This is a genomic window from Sinorhizobium garamanticum (genome assembly GCF_029892065.1).
In the GTDB taxonomy this organism is placed as follows: Bacteria; Pseudomonadota; Alphaproteobacteria; order Rhizobiales; family Rhizobiaceae; genus Sinorhizobium; species Sinorhizobium garamanticum.
Genome location: NZ_CP120374.1, coordinates 59,955 through 82,491, shown reverse-complemented (window position 1 = coordinate 82,491; position 22,537 = coordinate 59,955). Strand labels below are relative to the sequence as shown.

18 protein-coding genes are annotated in these 22,537 nt (G+C 61.1%); 4 read left to right on the top strand and 14 right to left on the bottom strand.

Features of this window, described 5'->3' with window-relative positions; all coding sequences use genetic code 11:
• Nucleotides 1-3 precede the first annotated feature (3 nt).
• The 4 genes from PZN02_RS20345 to PZN02_RS20330 all read right to left on the bottom strand — a co-directional run bounded on the left by PZN02_RS20345 (nucleotide 4) and on the right by PZN02_RS20330 (nucleotide 2,346).
• A complete protein-coding gene (locus PZN02_RS20345) occupies nucleotides 4-390 on the bottom strand; it encodes a type II toxin-antitoxin system VapC family toxin (protein WP_280662489.1) in 387 nt (128 codons plus the stop codon).
• Nucleotides 387-632 carry a type II toxin-antitoxin system Phd/YefM family antitoxin gene (locus tag PZN02_RS20340; protein ID WP_280662488.1) on the bottom strand — a complete coding sequence of 82 codons (246 nt, stop codon included), beginning with the start codon at nucleotides 630-632 and terminating at the stop codon, nucleotides 387-389. Before PZN02_RS20340 ends, PZN02_RS20345 begins: the two co-directional genes overlap by 4 nt.
• Nucleotides 633-690: 58 nt before the next feature.
• Nucleotides 691-1,293: an alpha/beta hydrolase gene (locus PZN02_RS20335; RefSeq protein ID WP_280662487.1), complete on the bottom strand. Its 603-nt coding sequence runs from the start codon at nucleotides 1,291-1,293 to the stop codon at nucleotides 691-693.
• 120 nt (nucleotides 1,294-1,413) lie between these two features.
• Nucleotides 1,414-2,346, bottom strand: coding sequence for a VOC family protein (locus tag PZN02_RS20330; protein ID WP_280662486.1), 933 nt, complete (start codon nucleotides 2,344-2,346; stop codon nucleotides 1,414-1,416).
• 242 nt (nucleotides 2,347-2,588) lie between these two features.
• Here PZN02_RS20330 and PZN02_RS20325 point away from each other — a divergent pair, with 242 nt between their 5' ends.
• Both PZN02_RS20325 and PZN02_RS20320 read left to right on the top strand, forming a co-directional pair.
• Entirely contained in the window at nucleotides 2,589-4,415 is a 1,827-nt protein-coding gene (locus PZN02_RS20325; RefSeq protein WP_280662485.1) for a sensor histidine kinase, read from the top strand.
• Nucleotides 4,412-5,776 carry a sigma-54-dependent transcriptional regulator gene (locus tag PZN02_RS20320; RefSeq protein ID WP_280662484.1) on the top strand — a complete coding sequence of 455 codons (1,365 nt, stop codon included), beginning with the start codon at nucleotides 4,412-4,414 and terminating at the stop codon, nucleotides 5,774-5,776. The genes PZN02_RS20325 and PZN02_RS20320 overlap by 4 nt, the downstream gene beginning before the upstream one ends.
• Nucleotides 5,777-5,782: 6 nt before the next feature.
• Here PZN02_RS20320 and PZN02_RS20315 read toward each other — a convergent pair whose 3' ends face one another.
• The 5 genes from PZN02_RS20315 to PZN02_RS20295 all read right to left on the bottom strand — a co-directional run bounded on the left by PZN02_RS20315 (nucleotide 5,783) and on the right by PZN02_RS20295 (nucleotide 12,732).
• The gene (locus PZN02_RS20315; RefSeq protein WP_280662483.1) at nucleotides 5,783-7,129 is read right to left on the bottom strand and encodes a mechanosensitive ion channel family protein; all 1,347 of its coding nucleotides are present in this window, start codon (nucleotides 7,127-7,129) and stop codon (nucleotides 5,783-5,785) included.
• Between the two features lie 300 nt (nucleotides 7,130-7,429).
• Entirely contained in the window at nucleotides 7,430-9,031 is a 1,602-nt protein-coding gene (locus PZN02_RS20310) for an ABC transporter ATP-binding protein (protein ID WP_280662482.1), read from the bottom strand.
• A 1-nt stretch (nucleotide 9,032) separates the two neighbouring features.
• Entirely contained in the window at nucleotides 9,033-10,163 is a 1,131-nt protein-coding gene (locus PZN02_RS20305; protein WP_280662481.1) for an ABC transporter permease, read from the bottom strand.
• Nucleotides 10,156-11,079 carry an oligopeptide ABC transporter permease OppB gene (gene oppB / locus PZN02_RS20300; protein ID WP_280662480.1) on the bottom strand — a complete coding sequence of 308 codons (924 nt, stop codon included), beginning with the start codon at nucleotides 11,077-11,079 and terminating at the stop codon, nucleotides 10,156-10,158. The genes PZN02_RS20305 and oppB overlap by 8 nt, the downstream gene beginning before the upstream one ends.
• A gap of 54 nt (nucleotides 11,080-11,133) precedes the next feature.
• Nucleotides 11,134-12,732 carry a peptide ABC transporter substrate-binding protein gene (locus tag PZN02_RS20295; RefSeq protein ID WP_280662479.1) on the bottom strand — a complete coding sequence of 533 codons (1,599 nt, stop codon included), beginning with the start codon at nucleotides 12,730-12,732 and terminating at the stop codon, nucleotides 11,134-11,136.
• A gap of 767 nt (nucleotides 12,733-13,499) precedes the next feature.
• On the opposite strand from PZN02_RS20295, the gene fba reads away from it, so the two are divergent.
• Nucleotides 13,500-14,546 (top strand): class II fructose-bisphosphate aldolase, encoded by a 1,047-nt coding sequence (gene fba, locus PZN02_RS20290; protein ID WP_280662478.1) that lies wholly within the window; start codon nucleotides 13,500-13,502, stop codon nucleotides 14,544-14,546.
• A gap of 107 nt (nucleotides 14,547-14,653) precedes the next feature.
• Here the strand turns inward: fba and PZN02_RS20285 are convergent, their stop codons facing one another.
• The 5 genes from PZN02_RS20285 to PZN02_RS20265 form a co-directional block, all read right to left on the bottom strand.
• Complete coding sequence (locus tag PZN02_RS20285) at nucleotides 14,654-16,447, bottom strand: ABC transporter ATP-binding protein (RefSeq protein WP_280662477.1); 1,794 nt, start codon at nucleotides 16,445-16,447, stop codon at nucleotides 14,654-14,656.
• Nucleotides 16,448-16,455: 8 nt separating this feature from the next.
• Nucleotides 16,456-17,493, bottom strand: a complete 1,038-nt coding sequence (locus PZN02_RS20280; RefSeq protein WP_280662476.1) for a glycosyltransferase family 2 protein — start codon at nucleotides 17,491-17,493, stop codon at nucleotides 16,456-16,458.
• A gap of 1 nt (nucleotide 17,494) precedes the next feature.
• Nucleotides 17,495-18,598, bottom strand: coding sequence for a glycosyltransferase (locus PZN02_RS20275; RefSeq protein WP_280662475.1), 1,104 nt, complete (start codon nucleotides 18,596-18,598; stop codon nucleotides 17,495-17,497).
• Between the two features lie 16 nt (nucleotides 18,599-18,614).
• On the bottom strand, nucleotides 18,615-19,799 hold the full coding sequence (locus tag PZN02_RS20270) for an acyltransferase family protein (protein ID WP_280662474.1): 1,185 nt from the start codon (nucleotides 19,797-19,799) through the stop codon (nucleotides 18,615-18,617).
• 392 nt (nucleotides 19,800-20,191) lie between these two features.
• A complete protein-coding gene (locus PZN02_RS20265) occupies nucleotides 20,192-21,016 on the bottom strand; it encodes a MerR family transcriptional regulator (protein ID WP_280662473.1) in 825 nt (274 codons plus the stop codon).
• 226 nt (nucleotides 21,017-21,242) lie between these two features.
• Between PZN02_RS20265 and PZN02_RS20260 the strand changes: the two genes are divergently transcribed.
• Complete coding sequence (locus PZN02_RS20260; protein ID WP_280662472.1) at nucleotides 21,243-22,511, top strand: 4-aminobutyrate--2-oxoglutarate transaminase; 1,269 nt, start codon at nucleotides 21,243-21,245, stop codon at nucleotides 22,509-22,511.
• Nucleotides 22,512-22,537: the final 26 nt, after the last annotated feature.

Genomic DNA, 22,537 nt, shown 5'->3' with positions numbered 1-22,537 from the left:
TGGTCAGACGAGCCGGATTGGTCCGGGATACTTGCCGACGATCTCGTCCGCGGTCAGCAACATCACGCCCTCAACGATCGACTGGGCGATCAGAATACGATCGAAGGGGTCTTTGTGGATTGGGGGGAGTTGGTCGATTTCTACCGCGTGGGCACTGCTGACGGGCAGTTCCTCATAGCCGTTGTCCAACAAGCCGCGGCGCAGCAGCCGAGGATCGGCCTCGAAATCGGCGCGCCCGAGGCCGCGCTTGATGGCGATTTCCCAAAGGCTCGCCGCACTGAAAAAGAGGGTGTTTTCCCGACTTTCGATGAGCGCTTGGGCTTCCTGCGGCAACCGGTCGGGAGCACCGGCTACCCAGAGAAGGATATGCGTATCGAGCAGAATATTCATGCGCCGGTGCCGAAGAGATTTTCAATCTCATCGCTACCCATACGATCGAAATCGTCCGGCACGACGATCTGGCCGGTCATAAAGCCGAGCCGCTGCCTTTCGGCCTCGGAAGGCTGATCGAGGGCCACCACCTTCACCAAGGGTTTTCCCGCCTTAGCGATGATGAACGGCTCCCCCCTCGCCGCCTTTTCGACCAGCCGCGACAATTGGGTCTTGGCCTCGTGAATATTGACGATTTCCACCGCTGCCTCCACCGGGTTGAACTTAGTTTAGTAGACTTAGTTCAATTCGGTGTGGCTTTCAAGGTTTTACGAACTGCTCGACCGCAGCTATCTCGTTCTGCCGGATATCATGACCACCGGGGTGCCACTCGACGGTCACCGCCGCCTTCTGGGTCTTGAAATAATCGGCGAGCGACTGCGTCAGTGGCGCCGGGCAGATCGGATCGCTCTCTCCGGCAGTGATCAGTATGCCCCGGCCCTCGAGCTTCGGATTGGTTTTCGGGTTGAACGGGATCAGCGGGTGCATCAGCACGGCCTTGTCGAAGACGCCTTCTTCGATCAGGACATTCGCAATGATATTGGCGCCGTTGGAATAGCCGAGGCCGATGATTTCCGAGGCCTGATGCTCGGCGGCAAGCGCCTTGGCGAAGCTTGCCAGCTTCGTGGTGGCGCGTGCGAGATCCGCCATATCATACACTCCCTCGCCGGTGCGCCTGAAGAAGCGGGCCGCACCATATTCCGAAACGTCGCCGCGCGGCGACACGATCGTCGCCTCCGGCAAGAGTTGCGAACCGAAGGTGAAAAACTGGTTCTCGTCGCCTCCGGTGCCGTGGAGGACAAAGAGGATCGGACTGCCGGGCTTGCCGGCTTTCAGTTTATGCACATAGCCGTGGTCGACCATTGGAATTCTCCTTGGCACGCAGCCTGCACATGCAGGCAGTGCCGCCACTATTCGTCACATCAAGCCTTCTCCGCCGCGTGAAACGGCGGAGGAAACCTCGGCCGCAGAGCTACTGGAAGTCTATGCTTCCAGCTTCTGCAGGTGGCTTTCCAGGATGGGGCGGAGGTGCTTGTGCTGCTGCGGCAGCTTCAGCGCCTCGCCGAGATGGGCAATCTCCTCGTCACGGTCAAAGCCGGGCTCGTTCGTGGCGATCTCGAAGAGCACCCCACCCGGCGTCCGGAAATAGATCGCCCAGAAGTAGTCGCGATCGATGACCGGAGTGACATGATAGCCAGTGTCCATCAGGGCTTTGCGCACTTCCAGCTGCTTTTCGCGATTGTCGACCGCGAAGGCGACATGGTGCACGGAGCCGGCGCCCTGCGCGGCGCGATTGACGTTCGGCAGCGTTTCGAGGTCGACGAGGCTTGCGCCGTTGCCGCCCGGCACGATCAGCCGGGTGACGCCATCCTTGCGGTCGAGCTCCTGGTAGCCCATGAACTTGAGCAGTTCGGAAGTGGCACCCTCATCGCGCAACCGCATGGCGACCGAATGGAAGCCACGGATCGCGTTATCGGCGGCAATGCCGCCCTCGGTCCACGGGGCGCGCGGATCATCCTTCACTTCGACCAGAGCGAAACCGTCGCCGTCCGGGCCGGCAAAGTTCAAGCGCTTCTCGCCGAAGGTTTCCTCGTCCTTGAGGCCCGTGACGCCAAGATTGCTCAAACGATCCCGCCAGAAACCGAGCGAACCGGCCGGGACAGCGAAGACCGTCGTTCCGACCTCCCCCGTGCCGGCGCGGCCGCGCGGCATCTGGGGAAACGGGAAATAGGTCATTACGGTGCCGGGTGTGCCGATCTCGTCACCATAATAGAGGTGGTAGACGTCCGGTGAATCGAAGTTCACGGTCTTCTTGACGCGGCGCAAGCCGAGCGTGTTGGTGAAGAACTGGTTGTTGGTCAGGGCGTCGTCCGCCATTGAGGTGACGTGATGCAGGCCCTTGATCTGATCGAGCATTGTCAGATTCCTTTCCGCCCGTCTCCAACCGGGCTCGTTGATGGCGTATAGATGCGCTCTTCCCTTCCTTTGCGAAAGGCTGACACGGACAAACGCATTGTCAACGCTGCGTTGACACGCCTGGCTTCTCGTTGAGAAAAATCGACTGCTATGCGTGACTTGCCACCGGTTGAGCTGCCCCCTACGATCGATTAAATCGGTCATCCGAGGGGGAACGCATGGGAGGAGGAGCCGGGCATTCCGTGAGATATCGTCTTGTGCTTGCGCTCTGCCTGCTGCCGCTCATCGCCGTGCCCGTTGCCTGGCAGGGCAATGCTGTCGCCATGCGCCGTTATATGCAGGAGGCTTCGGCGCAGGCGACCACGACACTGCGGCTTGCCGTCTCCGCCTTGAGCGGCCACCTCAATCGCTACCAGGCGCTTCCGGCCCTGATTGCCGACCACGATGACGTCAAGGAACTGGCCACGCGGCCGCAGGATCGGCGGCTCCGCGAGAGCGTCAACGCCTACCTGAAGGAAATCAACGCGCTCCTCAGGTCCTCGGACATCTATGTCATCACACCGGGTGGCGACACGATCGCGGCAAGCAACTACGACGGCCCTGCAAGCTTCGTCGGGCAGAATTTCAGCTATCGCCCCTATTTCCAGGATGCCTTGAAGGGCATGCAGTCCCGGTTCTATGCGCTCGGCACAACGTCGCTCAAGCGCGGCTATTATTTCGGCTCGCCGATCCGCATCGGCGATGAAATCCGCGGCGTCATTGTCTTCAAGGTCGATATAGAGACGATCGAGGCTTCCTGGCAGGGAGGCGAGTACAAGCTTTTCGTCTCCGATCCCGAAGGCATCATCTTCATGAGCGGCAGTCCGGAATGGCTCTATGCGAGTATTCTGCCGCTCACGCCCGACCGCCTCTCGCGCACCGAGGCCTCGCGCCGCTATGCAAATGCCGTTCTCCGTCCGCTGCCGGTGTCGCGCAGCACGCTTTTCGATCACCAATTGATGCGGATTGCGACCGGTGACGCGAGCCGTGAATACCTCGTTCTTTCGCAATATATGCCGGAAGCCGATTGGACGGTGAACGTCCTGATCGACACAGCGTCGGTCAAGACACAGGCGCTCACCGCGGTCGCCGCCGCGATGCTGCTTTGCGGGCTTGCCGGTCTTGCAGTTGCGGTCCTCTGGCAGCGCCGCGCGCGTCTCAGGGAGCGCCTGCAGATGCAGGCGCAAGCCCAAAGCGAGCTTGAGCGCCGGGTCGAAGAGCGCACTGCCGATCTCGCGCGGGTCAATGCCCAGATCGAGGAGGAGATCGCCGAGCGGAGACTGACCGAGCAGCAATTGCGCCAGACCCAGGCAGACCTCATTCAGGCGGGTAAGCTCGCCGGCCTCGGCCAGATGTCGGCAGCCCTCTCGCATGAATTCAACCAGCCGCTTGCCGCCGCCAAGACCTATGCCGACAGTGCTGCTCTCTTGATCGAGCGGGGGCGCACGACCGAGGCAAGCGACAATGTCAGGCGCATTTCCGGCCTCATCGACCGTATGGCGTCCATCAGCCGGCATCTGCGCAATTTTGCGCGCAAGCCCAATGAGAAGCTTGGTCCTGTGGCTCTTGACGAGGTGATGCGGGACACGATGGAAATCGTTGCCGCCCGTATCAAGGCGGCAGACGCCGCCGTGAACTTCGATCTCGGTGACGTGCCGCTTGTTGTCCGGGCGGGATCTGTCCGGCTTCAGCAGGTGCTCGTCAACGTTATCTCCAACGCAGTCGACGCGGTCGAGGGCCTCGATGATCGTGTGATTTCGGTCAACGCCTGCCGCGAAGGCGACAAGGTGGTGGTTACAGTCCGCGACCGCGGACCAGGTGTGGCATCTGCCATCACCGAGCGCATCTTCGATCCGTTCTTCAGCACCAAGGGTATCGGCAAGGGGCTCGGCCTCGGACTTTCTATCTCCTACAACATCGTCAAGGATTTCGGCGGCAACCTGACCGTTACGAACCACCCAGAAGGAGGTGCCGTGTTTCGCATCGAACTTGCGGCCGTCAGCCAGACCGGGCGTGAGGCCGCCGAATGACCGAGAGCCGTGTCCTGCTCGTCGACGACGAAGAGGAACTTCGCCATTCGAGCGCCCAGGCGCTCGAGCTTGCAGGTTTTCGCGTCGATACATTCGCCAGTGCCGAACACGCGCTCGAGTTCATCGGTTTCAGCTTTTCCGGCGTGGTGATCAGCGACATTCGTATGCCGGGCATGGATGGCATGACCTTTCTGCAGCGTATCCGCGAGATCGACGCCGAGGTCCCGGTGATCCTCGTGACCGGCCATGGCGACGTCCAACTCGCCGTGCGGGCGATGCGCGAAGGCGCCTACGATTTCGTCGAAAAGCCCTTCACGGCGCAAACGCTCGCCGGCACCATCCGCCGCGCGCTCGAGTGGCGCGGCCTCGTGCTTGAAAACCGGCGCCTCCGAGCGGTTGCCGGAAAGCGCGACGACATCGAGCAACGGCTGCCGGGGCGAAGCCAGGCGATGGTCGACCTGCGTTACAAGGTCCGCGCCATCGGTGCGTCCGACGCTGATACACTGATCATCGGCGAAACGGGTGTCGGCAAAGAGGTCGTGGCGCGCGCACTCCATGACTTGAGCAGTCGCGCCAACAGCCCCTTCATCGCCATCAATTGTGCCGCCCTTCCGGAGACTCTGATCGAGAGCGAGCTTTTCGGGCATGAGGCAGGCGCGTTTCCGGGCGCGTTGCGACCGCGCTACGGCAAGTTTGAGCACGGGCGCGGCGGCACCATCCTGCTCGACGAGATCGGCTCCATGCCCTTCGACCTCCAGGCAAAGTTCCTGCGCGTGCTGCAGGAACGGGTCATAACCCGGCTCGGCTCCAATGAAATCGTGCCGCTCGACGTGCGCTTCGTCGCCACCAGCAAGGTCGATCTGGAGCGGGAGGTTGCCGCCGGCCGTTTCCGCGCCGATCTGCTCTATCGGTTGAACGTCGCGACGCTGCGTGTGCCGCCGCTTGCCCAACGCCGTTCCGACATACCGCTGCTTTTCATGCAGCTGGTGCGCGAATCCGCCGCGCGCTACGGCCGCGATGACGTCGAGATTTCCCCTGCTCTGGCTTCGGAAATCGCGGAACGCGACTGGCCAGGCAACGTTCGCGAACTTCGAAACGCAGCCGAACGGTTCGTGCTCGGGCTCGAAGCCGAACAGGACGACGCTACTTCCGCGCGACCGAACGGCGCGCGTCTCGCCGACAAGGTTGCGGCCTTCGAAAAGAGCCTTATCGCCAGCGCGCTTGCGGCCCATGGCGGGGCACTGAAGCCCGTCTACGAGTCTTTCGGGATCTCGCGCAAGACGCTCTATGAGAAGATGCAGAAGTTCGGGCTCGACAAGAGGCTTCTGGGGGCAGAGGCACAACGCGACGACGACACGTGATGACCCTCACACGTTGGAACGGGATGCGGGCGCTGGGGCGCTCGGCATCTCTTCGCCGCGTTCAAGTGAATCCACGACCTCGACAGGTGTCTTCATGATGATCTCACGATGCGGGTACGGTATTGAAATACCGGCCTTCTTGAACGCATCCCACAATGCCATGAGGACCTCGCCACGGACGTTCGTCAGCCCGTTGCTCGGATCGGAAATCCAGAATCTCAGTTTGAAATCGAGCGACGATGACCCGAATGCGGTCATCCAACAGACCGGCTGGGCGTAGGCACTGGCAACCCGCGGGATTGCTTTCGCAGCCTCAACTGCAATGCGCGCAACCTCGTGCGGGTCGCTGTCGTACGACGTCCCAAAATCGACCTCGATGCGGACATACTCGCTGGAGAAGGACCAGTTCACGACCTGCTGGGAAATAAAATCTTCGTTCGGGATGAGGTATTCCTTTCCATCTCTCGTGATGACGGAGACGAAGCGGGAGCGTAGGTCGCGGATCGCGCCGAAGGTTTCTCCAAGCGTAATCGTGTCGCCCGGTTTGATCGACTTGTCGAGAAGGATGATGATTCCGGAAATGAAATTAGAGACCACCTTCTGCAGGCCGAAACCGATGCCGACGCCGACGGCACCCGAAAAGACCGTGAGGGCCGTCAGGTCAATGCCCGTTGCAGATAGGGCGATAGCGCCCGCTATTCCGATCAAGCTGATCTTGATGAGTTTGCTGATGAGGACCTTGAGCGATGGCGTGAGATCCGCGGACTTCTGTAACCAGTGGGACGACATGTTGCCGATCAGGACAGCCAGCCAGATCAGCGCGGCAGAAAGGATGATGGCTTTCAGGACCAGCAACATCGAAAGACGGGCAGCGCCGAGATTAACGGCAATGCCGTCAAGGGCTGTCAGGATCGTCCCATCCAGTCCAAGGGCGTAAAGTGCAAAGTAGAGCCAGCCGGCAACCGCCACGACCCTTGCGAGCATTTGGTTTCTGATAATGCGCGTGAGCACCGCGATCACAAACCACGCCGCCACGAGCGTAAGAGCTGTGGCCACCAGCCACCGGTAAGAAGGCCATCCAAATCGCAGCAAAACGACGTCCGCGATCCACAGCCACGCAATCAGGAAAAGCCACCGCAGCCGCCGCATGAAGGCGATGATGACGCGGAGCAGATCGGGATTTCCCTTGATGGTGCGGGCGCGGCTTTCCAATGCCGGCTCTATCCGTTTTGCCAGGAACCCGCAAACCAGGTAACCGGTTGCAATCACGACGCACTGATAGACCGTCCACTCATTGAGAACGACAGTCTGCAGCCAAGATACGGCGGCGTTGACCGCTTCTAGGAAATCCATCGCCTTTCTCGTCGAAATTTCCGCAGGGACAACCCGCGGCATCGAGTTCTCTTGAAACCGAATGCTCCGACATTATTGAAAACTCGGACAAGGCAAGGATGGTTCCTGACCCGGGCAAGCCATGGGAACCGGGGGACCGTCGGCCTTCGGGCGGAAAATTTCCGGATTGGCTCTTGGCTGCCTGCACGGCGGTCTGTTTGCCGTCGCACTTGATGAGAATGGCCTCGCGACCACCCGTCGAAATGGCGCGATAGGAGCAGAGACGCGAGTGCCGCGTCTCTGCCGTTCAAGCTGCGGATCTCAGACGTTGAAGGCGGCGCCGATCAGCGTCTTGGTATAAGGCTCCTTCGGCGCCTCGAAGATCGCGTCCGTTTCGCCCTCCTCGACGATGCGGCCGTTCTTCATAACAATCACATAATCCGACATCGCCTTCACGACGGAAAGATCGTGACTGATGAAGATGTAGGAGAGCCCATACGAACGCTGCAGGCCGCGCAGAAGCTCGATGACCTGCCCTTGCACCGAACGGTCAAGCGCCGAGGTCGGTTCGTCGAGGATCACGACCTTCGGTTTCAGGATTATGGCGCGGGCGATCGCAATACGCTGGCGCTGCCCGCCCGAGAACTCGTGCGGATAGCGGTTGCGCGACGCAGGATCGAGACCGACTTCTTTCAGTGCGGCGATCGCACGGCGGTCCCGCTCGGCCCGGTTGAGATCGGGCTCGTGCACGTAAAGGCCCTCGGTGATGATCTCACCGACCGTTCGGCGCGGCGACAACGAGCCATAGGGATCCTGGAACACGAGTTGGAGCTCGCGGCGCAGGGGCCGCATCGCGCCGCGGTCGAAAGCGGAAATATCGGTCATGCCGAAGCGATAGTGTCCCTTGCTCGGCAAGAGTCTCAGCAGCGCTCGGCCCAAGGTCGATTTGCCCGACCCGGATTCGCCGACGATGCCGATCGTCTGGCCTTGCCTCAGGCGCAGATTGACGCCGTCGACGGCCCGGAAAACCGAAGTCGAGCCCAGGAACAATCCGCCGCCGATCGAATAGTCGACCGAAACGTCGCGGCCTTCCAGTACGATCGGCGCGTTTTCCGGCGGCGGGGCCTTGCGTCCGCTCGGCTCGGCGGCAAGCAGCATCTTCGTATAATCGGCCTTCGGCCGTTCGAAGATGTCCGTCGTCCTGCCGTGCTCGACGACCTCGCCCCGGCGCATCACCGCGACGCGCTCGGCAAAGTGCTTCACGATGCCGAGGTCGTGCGTGATCAGCACGATCGCCATGCCGAAGCGCTTCTGCAGCGACTTCAGAAGATCGAGAATCTGCGCCTGGATGGTGACATCCAGCGCGGTCGTCGGTTCGTCGGCGATCAGGATGTCCGGCTCGTTGGCAAGCGCCATGGCGATCATCACGCGCTGCCGCTGACCGCCCGAGAGTTCGTGCGGATAGCTGTCGATGCGACGAGTCGGTTCGGGAATGCCCACGAGCTCCAACAGTTCAAGCACCCGCTTGCGCGCCTGCTTGAATGTTCCGCCGCGGTGATGGACGATCGGCTCGGCGATCTGTCGCCCGATCGTGTAGAGCGGATCGAGCGACGTCATCGGCTCCTGGAAGATCATCGTGATCTTCGAGCCGCGCACGTCGTTCAATGCCTTGGGCGCAAGGCCGACAAGCTCCTTGCCGCGATAGCGGGCCGAGCCGGTCACGGTGCCGTTCGTCGCCAACAGTCCCATGATGCCCATCATGGTCTGGCTCTTGCCGGAACCGGACTCGCCGACGACCGCCAGCGTCTCGCCGGCACGGATATCGAGATCTATGCTTTTGACGGCCTCGACGGTACCGTCCGGTGTCGAAAAGTCCACCTTCAGACCGCGGACGGTAAGAATGGATTCCTTCATGTCTGCCATGTCAGCGGTCCTTCGGGTCGAGCGCATCGCGCAGGCCGTCGCCGACGAAATTCAGCGAAAACAGCGTGACGACGAAGAAGATGGCCGGGAAGATGAGCAGCCACGGCGCCGACTGGATGTTGTTTGCTCCTTCAGAGATCAGCGCGCCCCAGCTCGTCAGCGGCGCCTGCACGCCGAGTCCGAGGAAGGAGAGGAAGCTTTCGAGCAGGATGACCTTCGGCACGACAACGGTGACGAAGACGATCACCGGGCCGATCGTGTTCGGAATGATGTGACGGCGAATGATCTGCCAGTCGGTAAGACCGAGCGCATGGGCTGCGCCGACGAACTCGCGCCGTTTGAGCGCAAGCGTCTGCCCCCGCACGATACGCGCCATGTCCAGCCATTCGACCGCGCCGATCACCAGGAAGATCAGGATGAAGCTGCGGCCGAAGAAGACGACGAGCACGACCACGAGGAAGACGAACGGCAGCGAATAGAGGATCTCGACCAGACGCATCATGACATTGTCGACGCGCCCGCCGATATAGCCCGAGGTCGCACCGTAGACGACGCCGATGCCGAGCGAGACGAGGCTCGCGAGCAGCCCGACGGCGATCGAAATCTGTCCACCGAGCATCACGCGAACGAGCAGGTCGCGGCCGTTCGAGTCAGTGCCAAACGGGAAATATTCACGGTCCACCTGGCCTTCGACCTTGAGCGTGCGGCCATCGTCCTCGGTTGCGACGACCTTCGTGCCCTCGAACTCGTTGGCTCTGTCGAAGTACCGCGTCGCGCGCGGGTCGATCGGCCGGTCCGAGGTGACGGTGGCGGTGAACCCCTCGCCCTCAACTGCGAATTCCTTGAGCGTCACGCGGGCGCGGGTGGCAACACCTTCCATAACGTCCTGAAGCGTCGACGCATCCGGCCTTGGCTCCAGGCTCGGAGCGATGGAGACATAGGACGGGAAGACCTGGTCGTAAGCGTGCGGCGAGAACAGCGGTCCGACGAAGGAGAAGAGCGCAATCAACACCAGCATCACACAACCGGCCATGGCGGCGCGATTGCGGCGGAAGCGGAGCGCGGCGAGCTGGAAGAGGCTGCGTCCCTTGGTTTCCGGCGTGGACGCCGGTACGTGGACGATATCAGTCATGGCGAACCCTCGGATCGAGCAGGCCGTAGAGAATATCGACCAGAAGATTGAAAACGATGACGAAGATGGCGATGAGGACCACGGTGCCCATGACCAGAGTGTAGTCGCGGTTGATTGCGCCGAGTACGAAATAGCGTCCGACGCCCGGGATGGTGAAGATCGTCTCCACCACGGCCGAACCGGTAAGGAGTGCGGCCGCACAGGGTGCGAGATAGGAAACCACCGGAAGCATCGCGCCGCGCATCGCGTGCGTCACCACGACCGCGCGTGACGGCAGGCCATAGGCCTTGGCGGTACGGATGTGGTCAGCGTGGAGCGCTTCAATCATCGAGCCGCGGGTAAGCCGGGCGAAGACGGCGAGCTGCGGCAATGCCAGCGCGATCATCGGCAGGATCAGGAAGCGGAACGACCCGTCTCCCCAGCCGCCCGCCGGCAGCCACGACAGCACGATTGCGAATACGAGCGTCAGGACCGGACCGACGACGAAGTTCGGAACGGTGACGCCAATCGTCGAGACGGCCATGATCCCGAAGTCGAGGATGCTGTTCTGCCGGAGGGCTGCAATCGTGCCGGCGATCACACCGCCGATCACGGCCAGAAGCAGAGCATAGAAACCAAGCTCCATCGAATAGGGCAGGCCCTTGCCGATCAGCTGCGCGACATTGTTGTCGTGGTAGATGTAGCTCGGACCGAAGTCGCCCGTCACCGCATTGCTGAGATAGATGAAGTATTGGCGCCAGAGCGGCTGATCGAGGTGATAGGTCCTCATCAGGTTCTCCATCGTGGAGGGAGGGAGAGGACGCTCGAGATTGAAGGGGCCGCCTGGGGCAAACCGCATCAGAAAGAAGGATATGGTGACGACGATAAATAACGTCGGCACCGCACTCGCCAATCGGCGGAGGATGAAGGGGATCATGGATGTACTCCGGAGGCGACGCGCGGCAGACCAGCCGCGCGTCGCCTCAGTTCGTTATTCGGCGACGCTCAGGAACTTGCTCAGATGCGCGTTCGGTCCGTTGTCCTGCCAGCCTTTAACGCGGCTCGAGACGAGCCACAGGTCTGCCTGGGTCAGGAACGGCGCGATCGGCTGTTCCTTCATCAGCAGGGTCTCGGCTTCGTGGAGGAGCTTCGAGCGCGCTGCCGGATCCTGTTCTTCATACGACTTCTTCATCAACGCGTCGAATTCTGCGTTTTCGAAGTGGCCATAGTTGAAGGTCTTGTTGGTGCTGAGGCTCAGCGCCAGGAAGTTTTCGGCGTCGGCATAGTCGGCAACCCAGCCGGCTCGTGCGACGTTGAACTTGCCGCCTTCCTGCAGGTAGGCGTAGTGCGACGACACGTCGAGGTTCACCAGCGAGACCTTGGCGCCGAAGGTGTTCTTCCACATGTCGGCGACAGCCGTTGCAACACGTTCATGGTTCGGGTTGGTGTTGTAGCGGATTTCGATGTTGAGCGGCTTGCCGCCTTCACCGTAGCCGGCTTCCTTCATCAACTCGATTGCCTTGTCTTCGCGATCGAGCTGCGACATGTCCGCAAAATCGGCCTTGGCGGGCTCACCGTAGCTCTCGAGGCCGGGCGGGACCATCGAGTAAGACGGAAGCTGCGAACCGCTGTAGATCTCCTTGGCGAGGAAGTCACGGTCGACCGCCATCGACAGTGCGCGGCGAACGCGGACGTCGTTATAGGGCTCCTGCCGCGTGTCGAAAGCGTAATAGTAGGTCGCAAGCGTCGGCGAGACGTGGACCTGGTCGCCATACGACTTGCGCAGGCGTTCGATCTGGTCGGCCGAGAAGTTGTAGGCGAGGTCCATTTCCTTCGCTTCGAAGCGACGCACCGAGGCAGCCTGGTCGTCGATCGGATAGAAAATCACCTTGTCGAGCTTGACGTTGGCGGCGTCCCAGTAGTTCGCGTTTTTCTCGACGGTCAGGCTGTCGTTCGGCACATGGGCGGTCAGCTTGAACGCGCCGTTCGAGACCATGACACCCGGCTTGACGAAATCGGCGCCGTTCTTCTCGACGCTTGCCTTGCTGACCGGAAGCGCGGTCTGGTGCGCGAGCAGTTCCAGGAAGAACGGAGTCGGGCGCTCAAGCGTGATTTCGAGCGTCCTTTCGTCGACCGCCTTCACACCGAGCTGGTCGACCGGAACCTCGCCCTTGTTGACCTTCTCGGCATTCTTGATCGGGAAGAGAATGTTGGCATATTCGGCCGCCGTCTTCGGGTCTTCCACACGGCGGAACGAGAAGGCGAAGTCCTCGGCCGTTACCGGCGAACCATCCGACCACTTGGCATCGGCGCGCAGCTTGAAGGTATAGACGGTGCCGTCGTCCGAAAGTTCCCAGGTTTCGGCTGCACCCGGGATGATCTTGCCCGCGGCGTCGTAAATCGTCAGGCCCTCATAGAGATCCTTCAGGATGAACTCTTCGATGTTGATCGAAGTGTGGGCCTGGTCGAGCGTCTGCGGCTCGCCGGCGTTGCCGCGGTGAAGCACCGCTTCCGCGAGCGCCGGGCTTGCGCCGATCAGCAGCGAGCCAAGCAACGCAGCGGCGCTGAGTTTGAGTTTCAGTGAGGTCATTGTTTTTTCTCCTTCCCCTCATTTTGGGTTGTGATCGCAGGAGAGAAGGGCAAATTCTCAACAAAGGCAAGGCGCTTTGTGCGGAAAATTGCATCCTTCTCTATAGGCCGTCATTTTTATAGACGCATAGGTTGTATTTCGTTTGCGGTGGTTTTCGTCCCCTTTGCGACTTTGGTCAGGCTGGACAGCAGCAGGCCGAACGGCAAACTGTAACGTTTTAGATCGGATTCAAGAATTGCCTTTTCGGCCCCCAAAACCGACCCGCAAGGGTCGATATGCAAAGTTTGTGAATTGATGTGGCACTTTACGTAATATGCAGAAAAATTTGCGGCTCCTGTCGCAATTTTTTTGCAATTCGCGCGTTCGCATCGACCGCGACACCGCGTCGTTAAGGAGCGATTTCGAGACTGGCGTGTCTCGCCGGCTACCGGCATGTGCGCCTTTAACCTCCTTCATGCGCCACCCTGCCAGCACCACCAGAAAGCGAAAGCCGCGAATTTTGACCGGGCAATTTCTCATCCACAGCAAAATCCGCTGACGCACGTCAATCAAGTGTTCGGTCCTGCCCCTGCCCCCGTTGCCAAAAGGTCTGCATGAATTATTGTGCCTTCGACTTGGTCCGGCAGCGTCTGCTCCAGGTCTGTCGGAGTGTGGTTAAAGCCTTCTTCGACAGACCTCATGAACACGACCGATCAGGGGACTGTTGAACCCGTGACCGCCTATCCACGGCGCCTGGAGTGGGGCGTCCAGCATCAGGGAGATTTCGAATGGCATTGATCACATTGCGGCAACTGCTCGACCACGCGGCGGAGAACAATTATGCGCTGCCGGCCTTCAATGTGAACAATCTCGAATATATTCAGGCCGTCATGCGAGCCGCCGATGCGACGGATTCCCCGGTGATCCTGCAGGCGAGCCGCGGAGCGCGTGCCTATGCCGGGGACGCCTTCCTCCGGCACCTGATCCTCGGCGCGGCCGAGGAGTACCCGCATATTCCGGTCTGTCTGCATCTCGACCACGGCGACCAGCCGTCGACCTGCATTTCCGCCATCACCAATGGCTTCACCTCCGTGATGATGGACGGCTCGCTCGAAAAGGACGGCAAGACCGTTGCGAGCTATGAATATAATGTCGCGGTGACCGCGGAAGTCGTGAAGATCGCCCATGCGGCCGGCGTTTCCGTCGAAGGCGAACTCGGTTGCCTTGGCAATCTTGAAACAGGTGCCGGCGACAAGGAGGACGGCCACGGTTTTGAGGGCAAGCTTTCCCGCGAAGAACTGTTGACGGATCCGGAGCAGGCCTTCGATTTCGTTTCCAAGACCGGTGTCGACGCACTTGCCGTCGCGATCGGCACCAGCCACGGCGCCTACAAGTTCACGCGCGAGCCCGACGGCGAGATCCTTTCGATCGACACGATCGCCAAGATCAACCGGCGGCTGCCGAACACCCACCTCGTCATGCATGGATCGTCATCCGTGCCGGCCGATCTTCAGGAACTCTTCAATGCCTACGGCGGCAAGATGAAGAAGACCTGGGGCGTGCCGGTCGCCGAAATCCAGAAGGCGATCCCGCTCGGCGTCCGCAAGGTCAATATCGACACTGATCTCCGGCTCGCCTTCACGGGTGAAATCCGCAAGCATCACCTCGAGCATCCGGACAATTTCGACCCGCGCAACTACCTGAAGCCAGCGATCGCGCGCATGACCGAGGTCTGCAAGGAACGCTTCGAGGCCTTCCGCACGGCCGGCCAAGCTTCAAAGATCAGGGTGCTGCGCCTGCCGGAAATGGCCAAGCATTACGCCAAGGCCGCCTGACCGCGGTGGGGGGCGCTTCGCCGTCCGCACTAAGGTTCATAGCTAGCAACAAAGACACTGCGGCGCGCCCTTCAGGCGCGCCGCGTTGCTTTTTGCTGAACTCAGACTCAACCGTGGCGCTCCACGCGTGTCTCGTGCTCGTAGAGCTGGTCCATGCTCAAAGATGCAACGTCAGCCAGCGGCGTCTGGCTTTTCACCCGGCCGCTGCCGAGAACCACCACGTCGTCGCAGAACGAAATCGTGCTGCGGTGGTGGCTGATCACGATGGTCGTGCGACGGCCAGCCCTTAACCTCAGCGTCTCGACGATCGCGGCTTCCGACAGGCCGTCCACGGCATTGGTCGCTTCATCGAGAATCAGAATTTCGGGGTCGCGCACCAACGCCCTGGCAAGGGCAATGCGCTGCCGCTGCCCCGCCGACAGGCTCGCTCCGCGATAGCCGACGATGGTCGCGTATCCCTCAGGCAGCGTGTCCACGAAGCTGTGCGCCTCGGCCAGTTTGGCCGCGCGCTCCACCTCGGCGATCGTAGCGTCCTGGCCATAGGTGATGTTTTCGAAGATGCTGCCGTCCACCAGTTCGAGGTCCTGGCTAGCAACGGCAATCTGGCGCCGCCATTGGGCCGGATCGATTTGATCGAGCGGCACACCATCGATGAGGATGCTGCCTTCGTCAGGCTCCACAAACCGGCACAGGAGATTGACGATCGTGCTCTTGCCGGCGCCCGACCGTCCGATGATCGCCGTCGAGCGGCCGCTGCGAATTTCGAAGGTGGCAGAGCGCAGTACGATGGGGCGAGCCTCAGAGCCCGGATATCGGAATGTCACGTGATCGAATTTCATGCCCTCGCGCAAGCCGGTGACGGGCTCATGACCCGCGGGAGGCTTTGGCTTGTCTGACGGATCGAGGAGCCAGCGCACCTCTTCGAGCGACCCGCTCCAACCCTGGATCTGCCCCCAGGACATTTGCAGCGCGCGCACGTGCGGCTGCAAACGATAGAGCAGCACGACGAAAGCGGCGATGACCGGAAAGCTCACGCCCATAGACCACGCACTGACAACCGCCGTCAGGAACAGGGCGGAATGCAGCACTTCGGTGAGCGGCGGCAACGAGCCCTGGCGGCTCTGCAGGACGAATCCGGCCCGGCGGACGGAGTCCGAGGCGGAATCGAATACCGCCTTCTCGCGCTCCTCCTGGCCGAATACGCGGATCAGCCGCCCGGCATGCACGAGATGAAGCATCCTCGCGGCGAGTTCGCTGTTGAAGGACGTCACTTCCCGGCTCGGGCCTCTAAGAGTGGCCGACAAGGCGGCGTGCGCGAGTTGGACGAGAACGAGGCCAAGCGCGACCAACAACGTCATCTGCCAGGAAAGCAAGAGTAGAAATGCCAGCAGGATGATGGCAGCGGAACCGTTCACCAGGGCAGAAAGCACAGTCTGTATTGCGTCGGAGGCCCGCCACGACTCGTTGGAGATGATGTTGAGCAGGCGACCGGGACTTTGCTGCAGGAAGAAAGGATAGCCGATCCGCAAGAGCTGGTCGGAAAGAGCACTTCGGATCGCGTGGCTCGCCTTTCCATAGATAAAGGTCGTCAGCAGGGTGTTCGCAAAGGCGAGGACATTCTTCAGCGTGATCAGCGCAAGAACGCCCGCTGCGATCGCCAGTAGCCTTTCGCCGTCGTCGAGCCCTGCCCCCACCTGCTGGAAGAAGGCGGAGATTCCGTCCAATCCGCCGGCATCCTGATTGCCAGCAATGATGCCAAGCATCGGGATGATCAGGCCGATGCCGGCGCCTTCGAGCGCGGCGCTGGCGAGGCCCAGAACCACGACGATGGGCAGCAGACGCAACTGCCGTCCCAGTGCGTTGTGCAGAACGTGCAAGGCAGGCAATAGGAATCGTAACATGACGGCCCTCATCTTAACTTTGCCGCTGTCTGGTGGATCTGACGCAGCTCTGCCCGCGGTGCCGGGCCGGTCACGGCAAGGCGCGCGAACCTTGCCGCGCCAAGCAGGTTCATCGTCACAATCGGCCAATGGGATAGCTGGAGTTCAGGGTCGAACCTCTCACCGCCCAAGGTTTGGCCGCAGGCGGATCTGAAAGTCCAGCAGAAGTGCTTGAGCAGCCATGGCGCCCTGAATAGATGCTTCAAGCAAAGAGCGCCGTTGCCGAGGCTGTAGTTGCGGTGCAGCTTCTCGATGGCCTCACGAGCCTTCCGGCCGTGGTGGTGATAGACGGCCATGTCGGGTACGTATTCGATCGGGATATCGAGCTGAAAGGCGCGTACGAGATAGTCGGTATCCTCCGCCGATTGCAGCGGCGCGCCAGCTCCGAAGCGCTCGTCGAAAGGGCCGACGAGCGCCGCAACGTCGCGGTGCATCGTCATGTTGCACCCGAGCACGAAGCCGCCCGGATGGACGTCGCGGGTCAATCGCGCAGAAACGCTCGATCGTTTGATCGTGAATGGCAGATCTGAAGGATCGCCAAGTTCGACGCGGCCGCCGCGGATGATGCGCCGCTCGCCATCGGCGTAATGCCGCGCGAGATCGCCGAGATAGCGGCGGTGCACCTCGCAGTCGTCGTCGACGAAAACGAGAATCCGGCCGCGTGCCCGCTCCATTCCTGCGTTGCGTGCCGCCGCCAGGCCCGGGCGCGGCTCGGCCACGAGTGCGATCGCGACAGGCGACGCCGCCGCTATTTGGATCAGCTCGTCCGGCGTCCCATCCGTCGAGCCGTTGTCGACGATCACGAGCTCGCTGGTGATCCCTGCATAGGCAAGACATGCGGTCTCGATGGACCGGATGCAGGCGGCAAGTGCCTGAACACGGTTTCGCGTGCAGACGATGAAGCTCGCGAATGGCCGCGACCCGCCGGTAATCGACGTAGCGCAAGTCGGCCGTGCGACCACTGCGTTCGGATGCTCTTGTGCGGCTGCAGAACGTTCGGACGCCATCTTAGGCCACGCCATTCTGAGGAAGAACAGTCGCGGCGGGCACCGATTGCAGGTACCGCGCCAGCCCGTCCACCCGCTTTGTAGCGGCAAGCGAAATGCGGCTGCACCACGGCGCCCGCGCACCGGCGAGCAGACCGTATCGCTCGCGGCGCCGAATTAGGCCCCATTTCCCGGTCTGAGTCAGGAAAGCATGGGTCAGCTCCGGTCGCTCTTCATCAGCTATGAGCTGATAAAGAAAGTAAAAGAAACAGAGGGCCCCGTCCTCATAGGCCCGGCGCACTTCCACTGGTCGGGACGAAATTTCCCGTTCGAGCGCCAGGATGAATTCGGAGAGATTGCGGATCGTCTCCATCGTGACCGCAATGCCGATCTCGGCAAGCGCGCTCGTGTCACCGACAAGACATTCCGCCTGAAGGTTTTCGGCCACGATCTTCAGATGGGTCTGGCGCATCCGGCGCTTGTGCTTGCTCGTGACGCTGTCGCCATGGATACGATAGGCGACCAGGGCTTCGTCGATAATCGTTACCAGGAAGCGATCGGCAATGCGCCTGAACAGATCGAAGTCCTCCGCATGCACGTAGCTCGCATCGTAAGCGAGCATTGGCTCCGGTATTACCTTCCGATTGTAGATCACGGTCGAGTGCATGAAGATCGTGAAGAACATCGACAATGTACGCAGGCTTCCGGACCGAAAGATCGGATTAGGCCTACCGCGAATGATGCGATTGCCGATCAGCGTGTCGATCCCGGTACCGCAAAGCGCCAGCCCCGGCCGTTGGTCGAACAACGCGACCTGACGCGAAAAGCGGGACGGATAGGAAATGTCGTCGGCGTCCATCCTGGCGACGAGTTCGCCCCTCGCGAGGGTGAGACCCTCGTTCAACGTGGCGATAAGGCCGCGGTTTTCGCGCGAGACGATGTGGATGCGACCGTCATCCTTCCGATATCGCTCGAGGATGTCCAGCGAACGATCCGTGGACCCGTCGTCGATCGCAATGATTTCGACACGCTCGTGGTCCTGGCGCAGGATGCTTTCGAGCGCCGCGGGAAGATAGGGTTCCGCGTTGTAGACGGGCAGCAGGACGGAGACCAATGGCGTGGACATTGTTCAGCTCGCGTAGTTATCGAAGATCCGAAGGTTGAAAGGATTTGCGGGAGCTTATCGGTTCCGGCCGATAGGCGGGTGTTCGGCGTCCCCCTCCAATCCGATCGCCCGCCTTCGGGGATAGCGGCAGAGCTCCCGATGCCCTCGGCCGGACGTATGGGAAATGCCGTTTCAATGCATTGAGCGGCTCTTCGAATGCCAGCCAGGAGATCGACGCGATCAGCAACGTCGCTGCGCCCGCCACCAGGAACCGCCCGATTCCTTGCTCGGAGACGTTGACGGGAATCCAAGGCTGAGCCTTGACCACCAGCGCGAGCACGATCGCATGATAGAGATAGACGCCATAACTGATGCGCCCGAGTGCGGTCACCGGCGGAAGCTCGGCCAGCCGACCGAGGTAGCCGTCGATTCCCCTCGAACAACTACCGACCAGCATCGTCAGCGGCAAAAGGGGAAAGACCTCCAGCCCGATCCAGCCCAGCCACTCCAGCATCGGTGTCAGCGACACGGGCCTCAGCCAAAAGAGGACGACGGATGCACTGAGGAGTGGCATCCAACTCAACCTGGCCCATTGCGGCCAGGCCGCATTCTTCGACCGGTAGGCGGCGAGCAGAGCGCCGGAGGCGAGCGCATCCATTGAGGCGGGGGGAAGCAGATCGCGAGCCAGCGACGGCGTACCCGTAAATGGCCAATAGAAGCGGTAGGCGATGGAGCAGGCGATTACGCCGAGGCAAATTGCTGCGATCGAGCGTCTCGGTGCGATCAGGACGATCAGTGGCCAGATGACGTAGAATTGCTCTTCAATGCTGAGGCTCCACGTATGACAGAGGACCCATGGCGTCCATGCGTCTTGGAGCGCGTACCAGAAATTCGACAGATAAAGCGCGTGCCACGCCAACACCGTCTTGGAACTCTCCAGATCGATAAGCCAGACGATGCCGAGGACCGCGAAATAGGGCGGAAAGATGCGCAGTGCCCGACGCGCATAAAATGATTTCAGCGCCGTCGCCGGCTCGAAGCGGGCATCTTCACGCGCGTCGAGCAGCAGCCGGGTAATCAGGAAACCGCTCAGCACGAAGAACAGCCGCACGCCGATATGGCCCCAATAGGACCCGTCGGCCGCGAAAAAATGTCCATAGAGCACCATCGTGACAGCGACGGCTCTCAACCCATCCAGCTGCCGGTCGCGTGCAATCCGCATCGAACATCCCCCTCCGAGTTCAAAATCTTTGCGGGATACTCTCCTGGTGGCACCAGCTCCCTACGCAATCATGATTTTTGCCGCCGGTTTGGTGGTTGCCCTGTGGCAAGAGCCTTGAGTTTATTCAGGTAAATGAATGGTTAAGGGGCGGTATGGGCGACTGTATGAGCGAATAGGGCTAAACTTTGGCAGGTCAGCGCCAAGGAGAATGCATCAGAAGCGGAGAAATCTTCTGTGTGTCTTTGCGGCAATATCGGACTAAAGTCTGATTAGACACCAGGGCGAGCGCAGCTGCGGCGACATTAGTTGTGTGAATTTCGGCAATACATCCGACAATCCCGCGCGATGATAAGAATATACTAATTCAACTATCCCGCGCGAGCGTCTGTAGACTAGAATGTCGGCGGCGTGTTGATCCACAGCAGAACGGTTTCGCCGTCGTGGCGATTGGACCAGGCATGCCGGCGGCGGCTCTCGAAATAGAGCGAGTCGCCCGGATGAAGATCGTAGAACTGATCGGAGTCCAATATGAATTCGACACGACCGGAGAGCACATAGACGAACTCCTCGCCGTCGTGCCGATATGCGCCCTCGCTCGAGGCTCCTGGCGCCAGCACAAAACGATGGCAGTCCATCTGGTTTCTGCCTTCCGCGAGCAACTGCACTGTCACCCCCGGTGTCGTGCGCGGCCAGTTGCGCCACTCGCCGGCCCTGACGAGCGCCCGCACCTCCGGTTCGTCCTCGCCCGAGAGGCTGGAAACAGTTGTGCCGAAATACTCCGCGAGATTATGGAGGACCGCGACGGAGACGCCCTGTGAGGTGCGTTCCAAGGTCGAGAGTACGGATGCGGCAATGCCGACATCGCTTGCCACCTGCTCGAGCGTCTTGCCCGCGGCATGCCTCAGGCTCCGCAACTTTCGGCCCACCTGGAGATCGGCATTGCTCTCCGCCATTGCAGCCGGACCGGTTTCGTCGTTCGCATCCTCCGCCTCCAAAGCCTCGCGGATGGCGGCCGGGTTCAGGCCGCGCTGGGCACGAAACCAGGATATGCGCTTCAACCGGGCGAGATCCGCATCCGTATATTGCCGATGCCCCGTTGCCGAACGCTCCGGCACTACCAGCCCCTGCGTTTCCCACAGCCTGAGCGTGGACGCCGACACGCCGGCCAGCCTTGCCGCCTCAGCCACCTTGTAGCGTATATTGCCGGCTCCGCTCATCGATCCGTTTCCTCTCTCTGACATCGGGGCTCCAGGCGTCCTAGGCTGTCGGTACTGGAAGCAATCTAGCCGCCGGGCTTGTGGATTTACAAGAAGCGCCCATCAGTGGCGGTGTTGTCTCGATCACCAAATTTGATTTGCAATCCATCGGAAAAGATGTACCACTTCCGGAAAAGAATTGCAGAAAAAATGCAACATATTCCTCCTTGTGAACAGGACTACCACGATGACCAGCCTCACCGATCGCAAGAACGCAGCCATCTCCCGTGGTGTCGGGATGACCACGCAGATCTATGCCGACCGCGCCGAAAATGCCGAGATCTGGGACAAGGAAGGCAACCGCTACATCGACTTCGCCGCGGGCATCGCGGTCGTCAACACCGGTCATCGCCACCCCAAGGTGATCGCGGCGGTCAAGGAACAGCTCGACCGCTTCACCCACACCTGCCACCAGGTCGTGCCCTACGAGAATTATGTCCATCTCGCCGAGCGCCTGAACGCGCTGGCGCCGGGCAACTTCGCGAAGAAGACGATTTTCGTCACGACCGGCGCCGAGGCCGTCGAAAACGCGGTGAAGATTGCCCGCGCTGCGACGGGTCGCCAGGCGATTGTCGCCTTCGGCGGCGGCTTCCACGGCCGCACCTTCATGGGCATGGCGCTGACGGGCAAGGTCGTGCCCTACAAGGTCGGCTTCGGCGCGATGCCGGGAGACGTCTTCCACGCCCCCTTCCCGATTGAGCTTCACGGCGTCAGCGTCGAACAGTCCCTCGCAGCACTGAAGAAACTCTTCGCCGCGGATGTCGACCCGGGCCGCGTGGCTGCGATCATTATCGAGCCGGTTCAGGGCGAAGGCGGCTTCTACCCGGCCCCGGCCGCCTTTATGAAGGCGCTTCGCGAAATCGGTGACCAGCACGGCATCCTGTTGATCGCCGATGAGGTTCAGACCGGCTTTGCCCGCACCGGCAAGCTCTTCGCGATGGAGCACCATGACGTCGCTCCCGATCTGATGACCATGGCAAAGAGCCTCGCCGGCGGTTTCCCGCTTGCCGCAGTCACCGGCCGCGCCGAAATCATGGATGCGCCCGGACCGGGTGGCCTCGGCGGCACCTATGGCGGCAATCCGCTTGGCATTGCGGCGGCCCACGCCGTCCTCGACGTCATCGAGGAGGAGAAGCTGTGCGAGCGTGCGAACCAGCTCGGCAATCGCCTGAAGCAACGCCTCGCCGCGATCCGCGAGAATGTGCCGGAGATCGTCGACATCCGTGGTCCGGGCTTCATGAATGCAGTCGAATTCAACGACGTGAAGACCAATCTGCCGAGCGCCGAATTCGCCAACAAAGTCCGCCTTATTGCGTTGGAAAAGGGTCTGATCCTGCTGACCTGCGGCGTCCATGGCAACGTCGTCCGCTTCCTGGCGCCGATCACGATCCAGGACGAAGTCTTCGCGGAAGCGCTCGATATTCTCGAAGCATCGATCCTCGAGGCCCGTGGTTGACGGCAACTCGGGCGCCCGCTATCGCG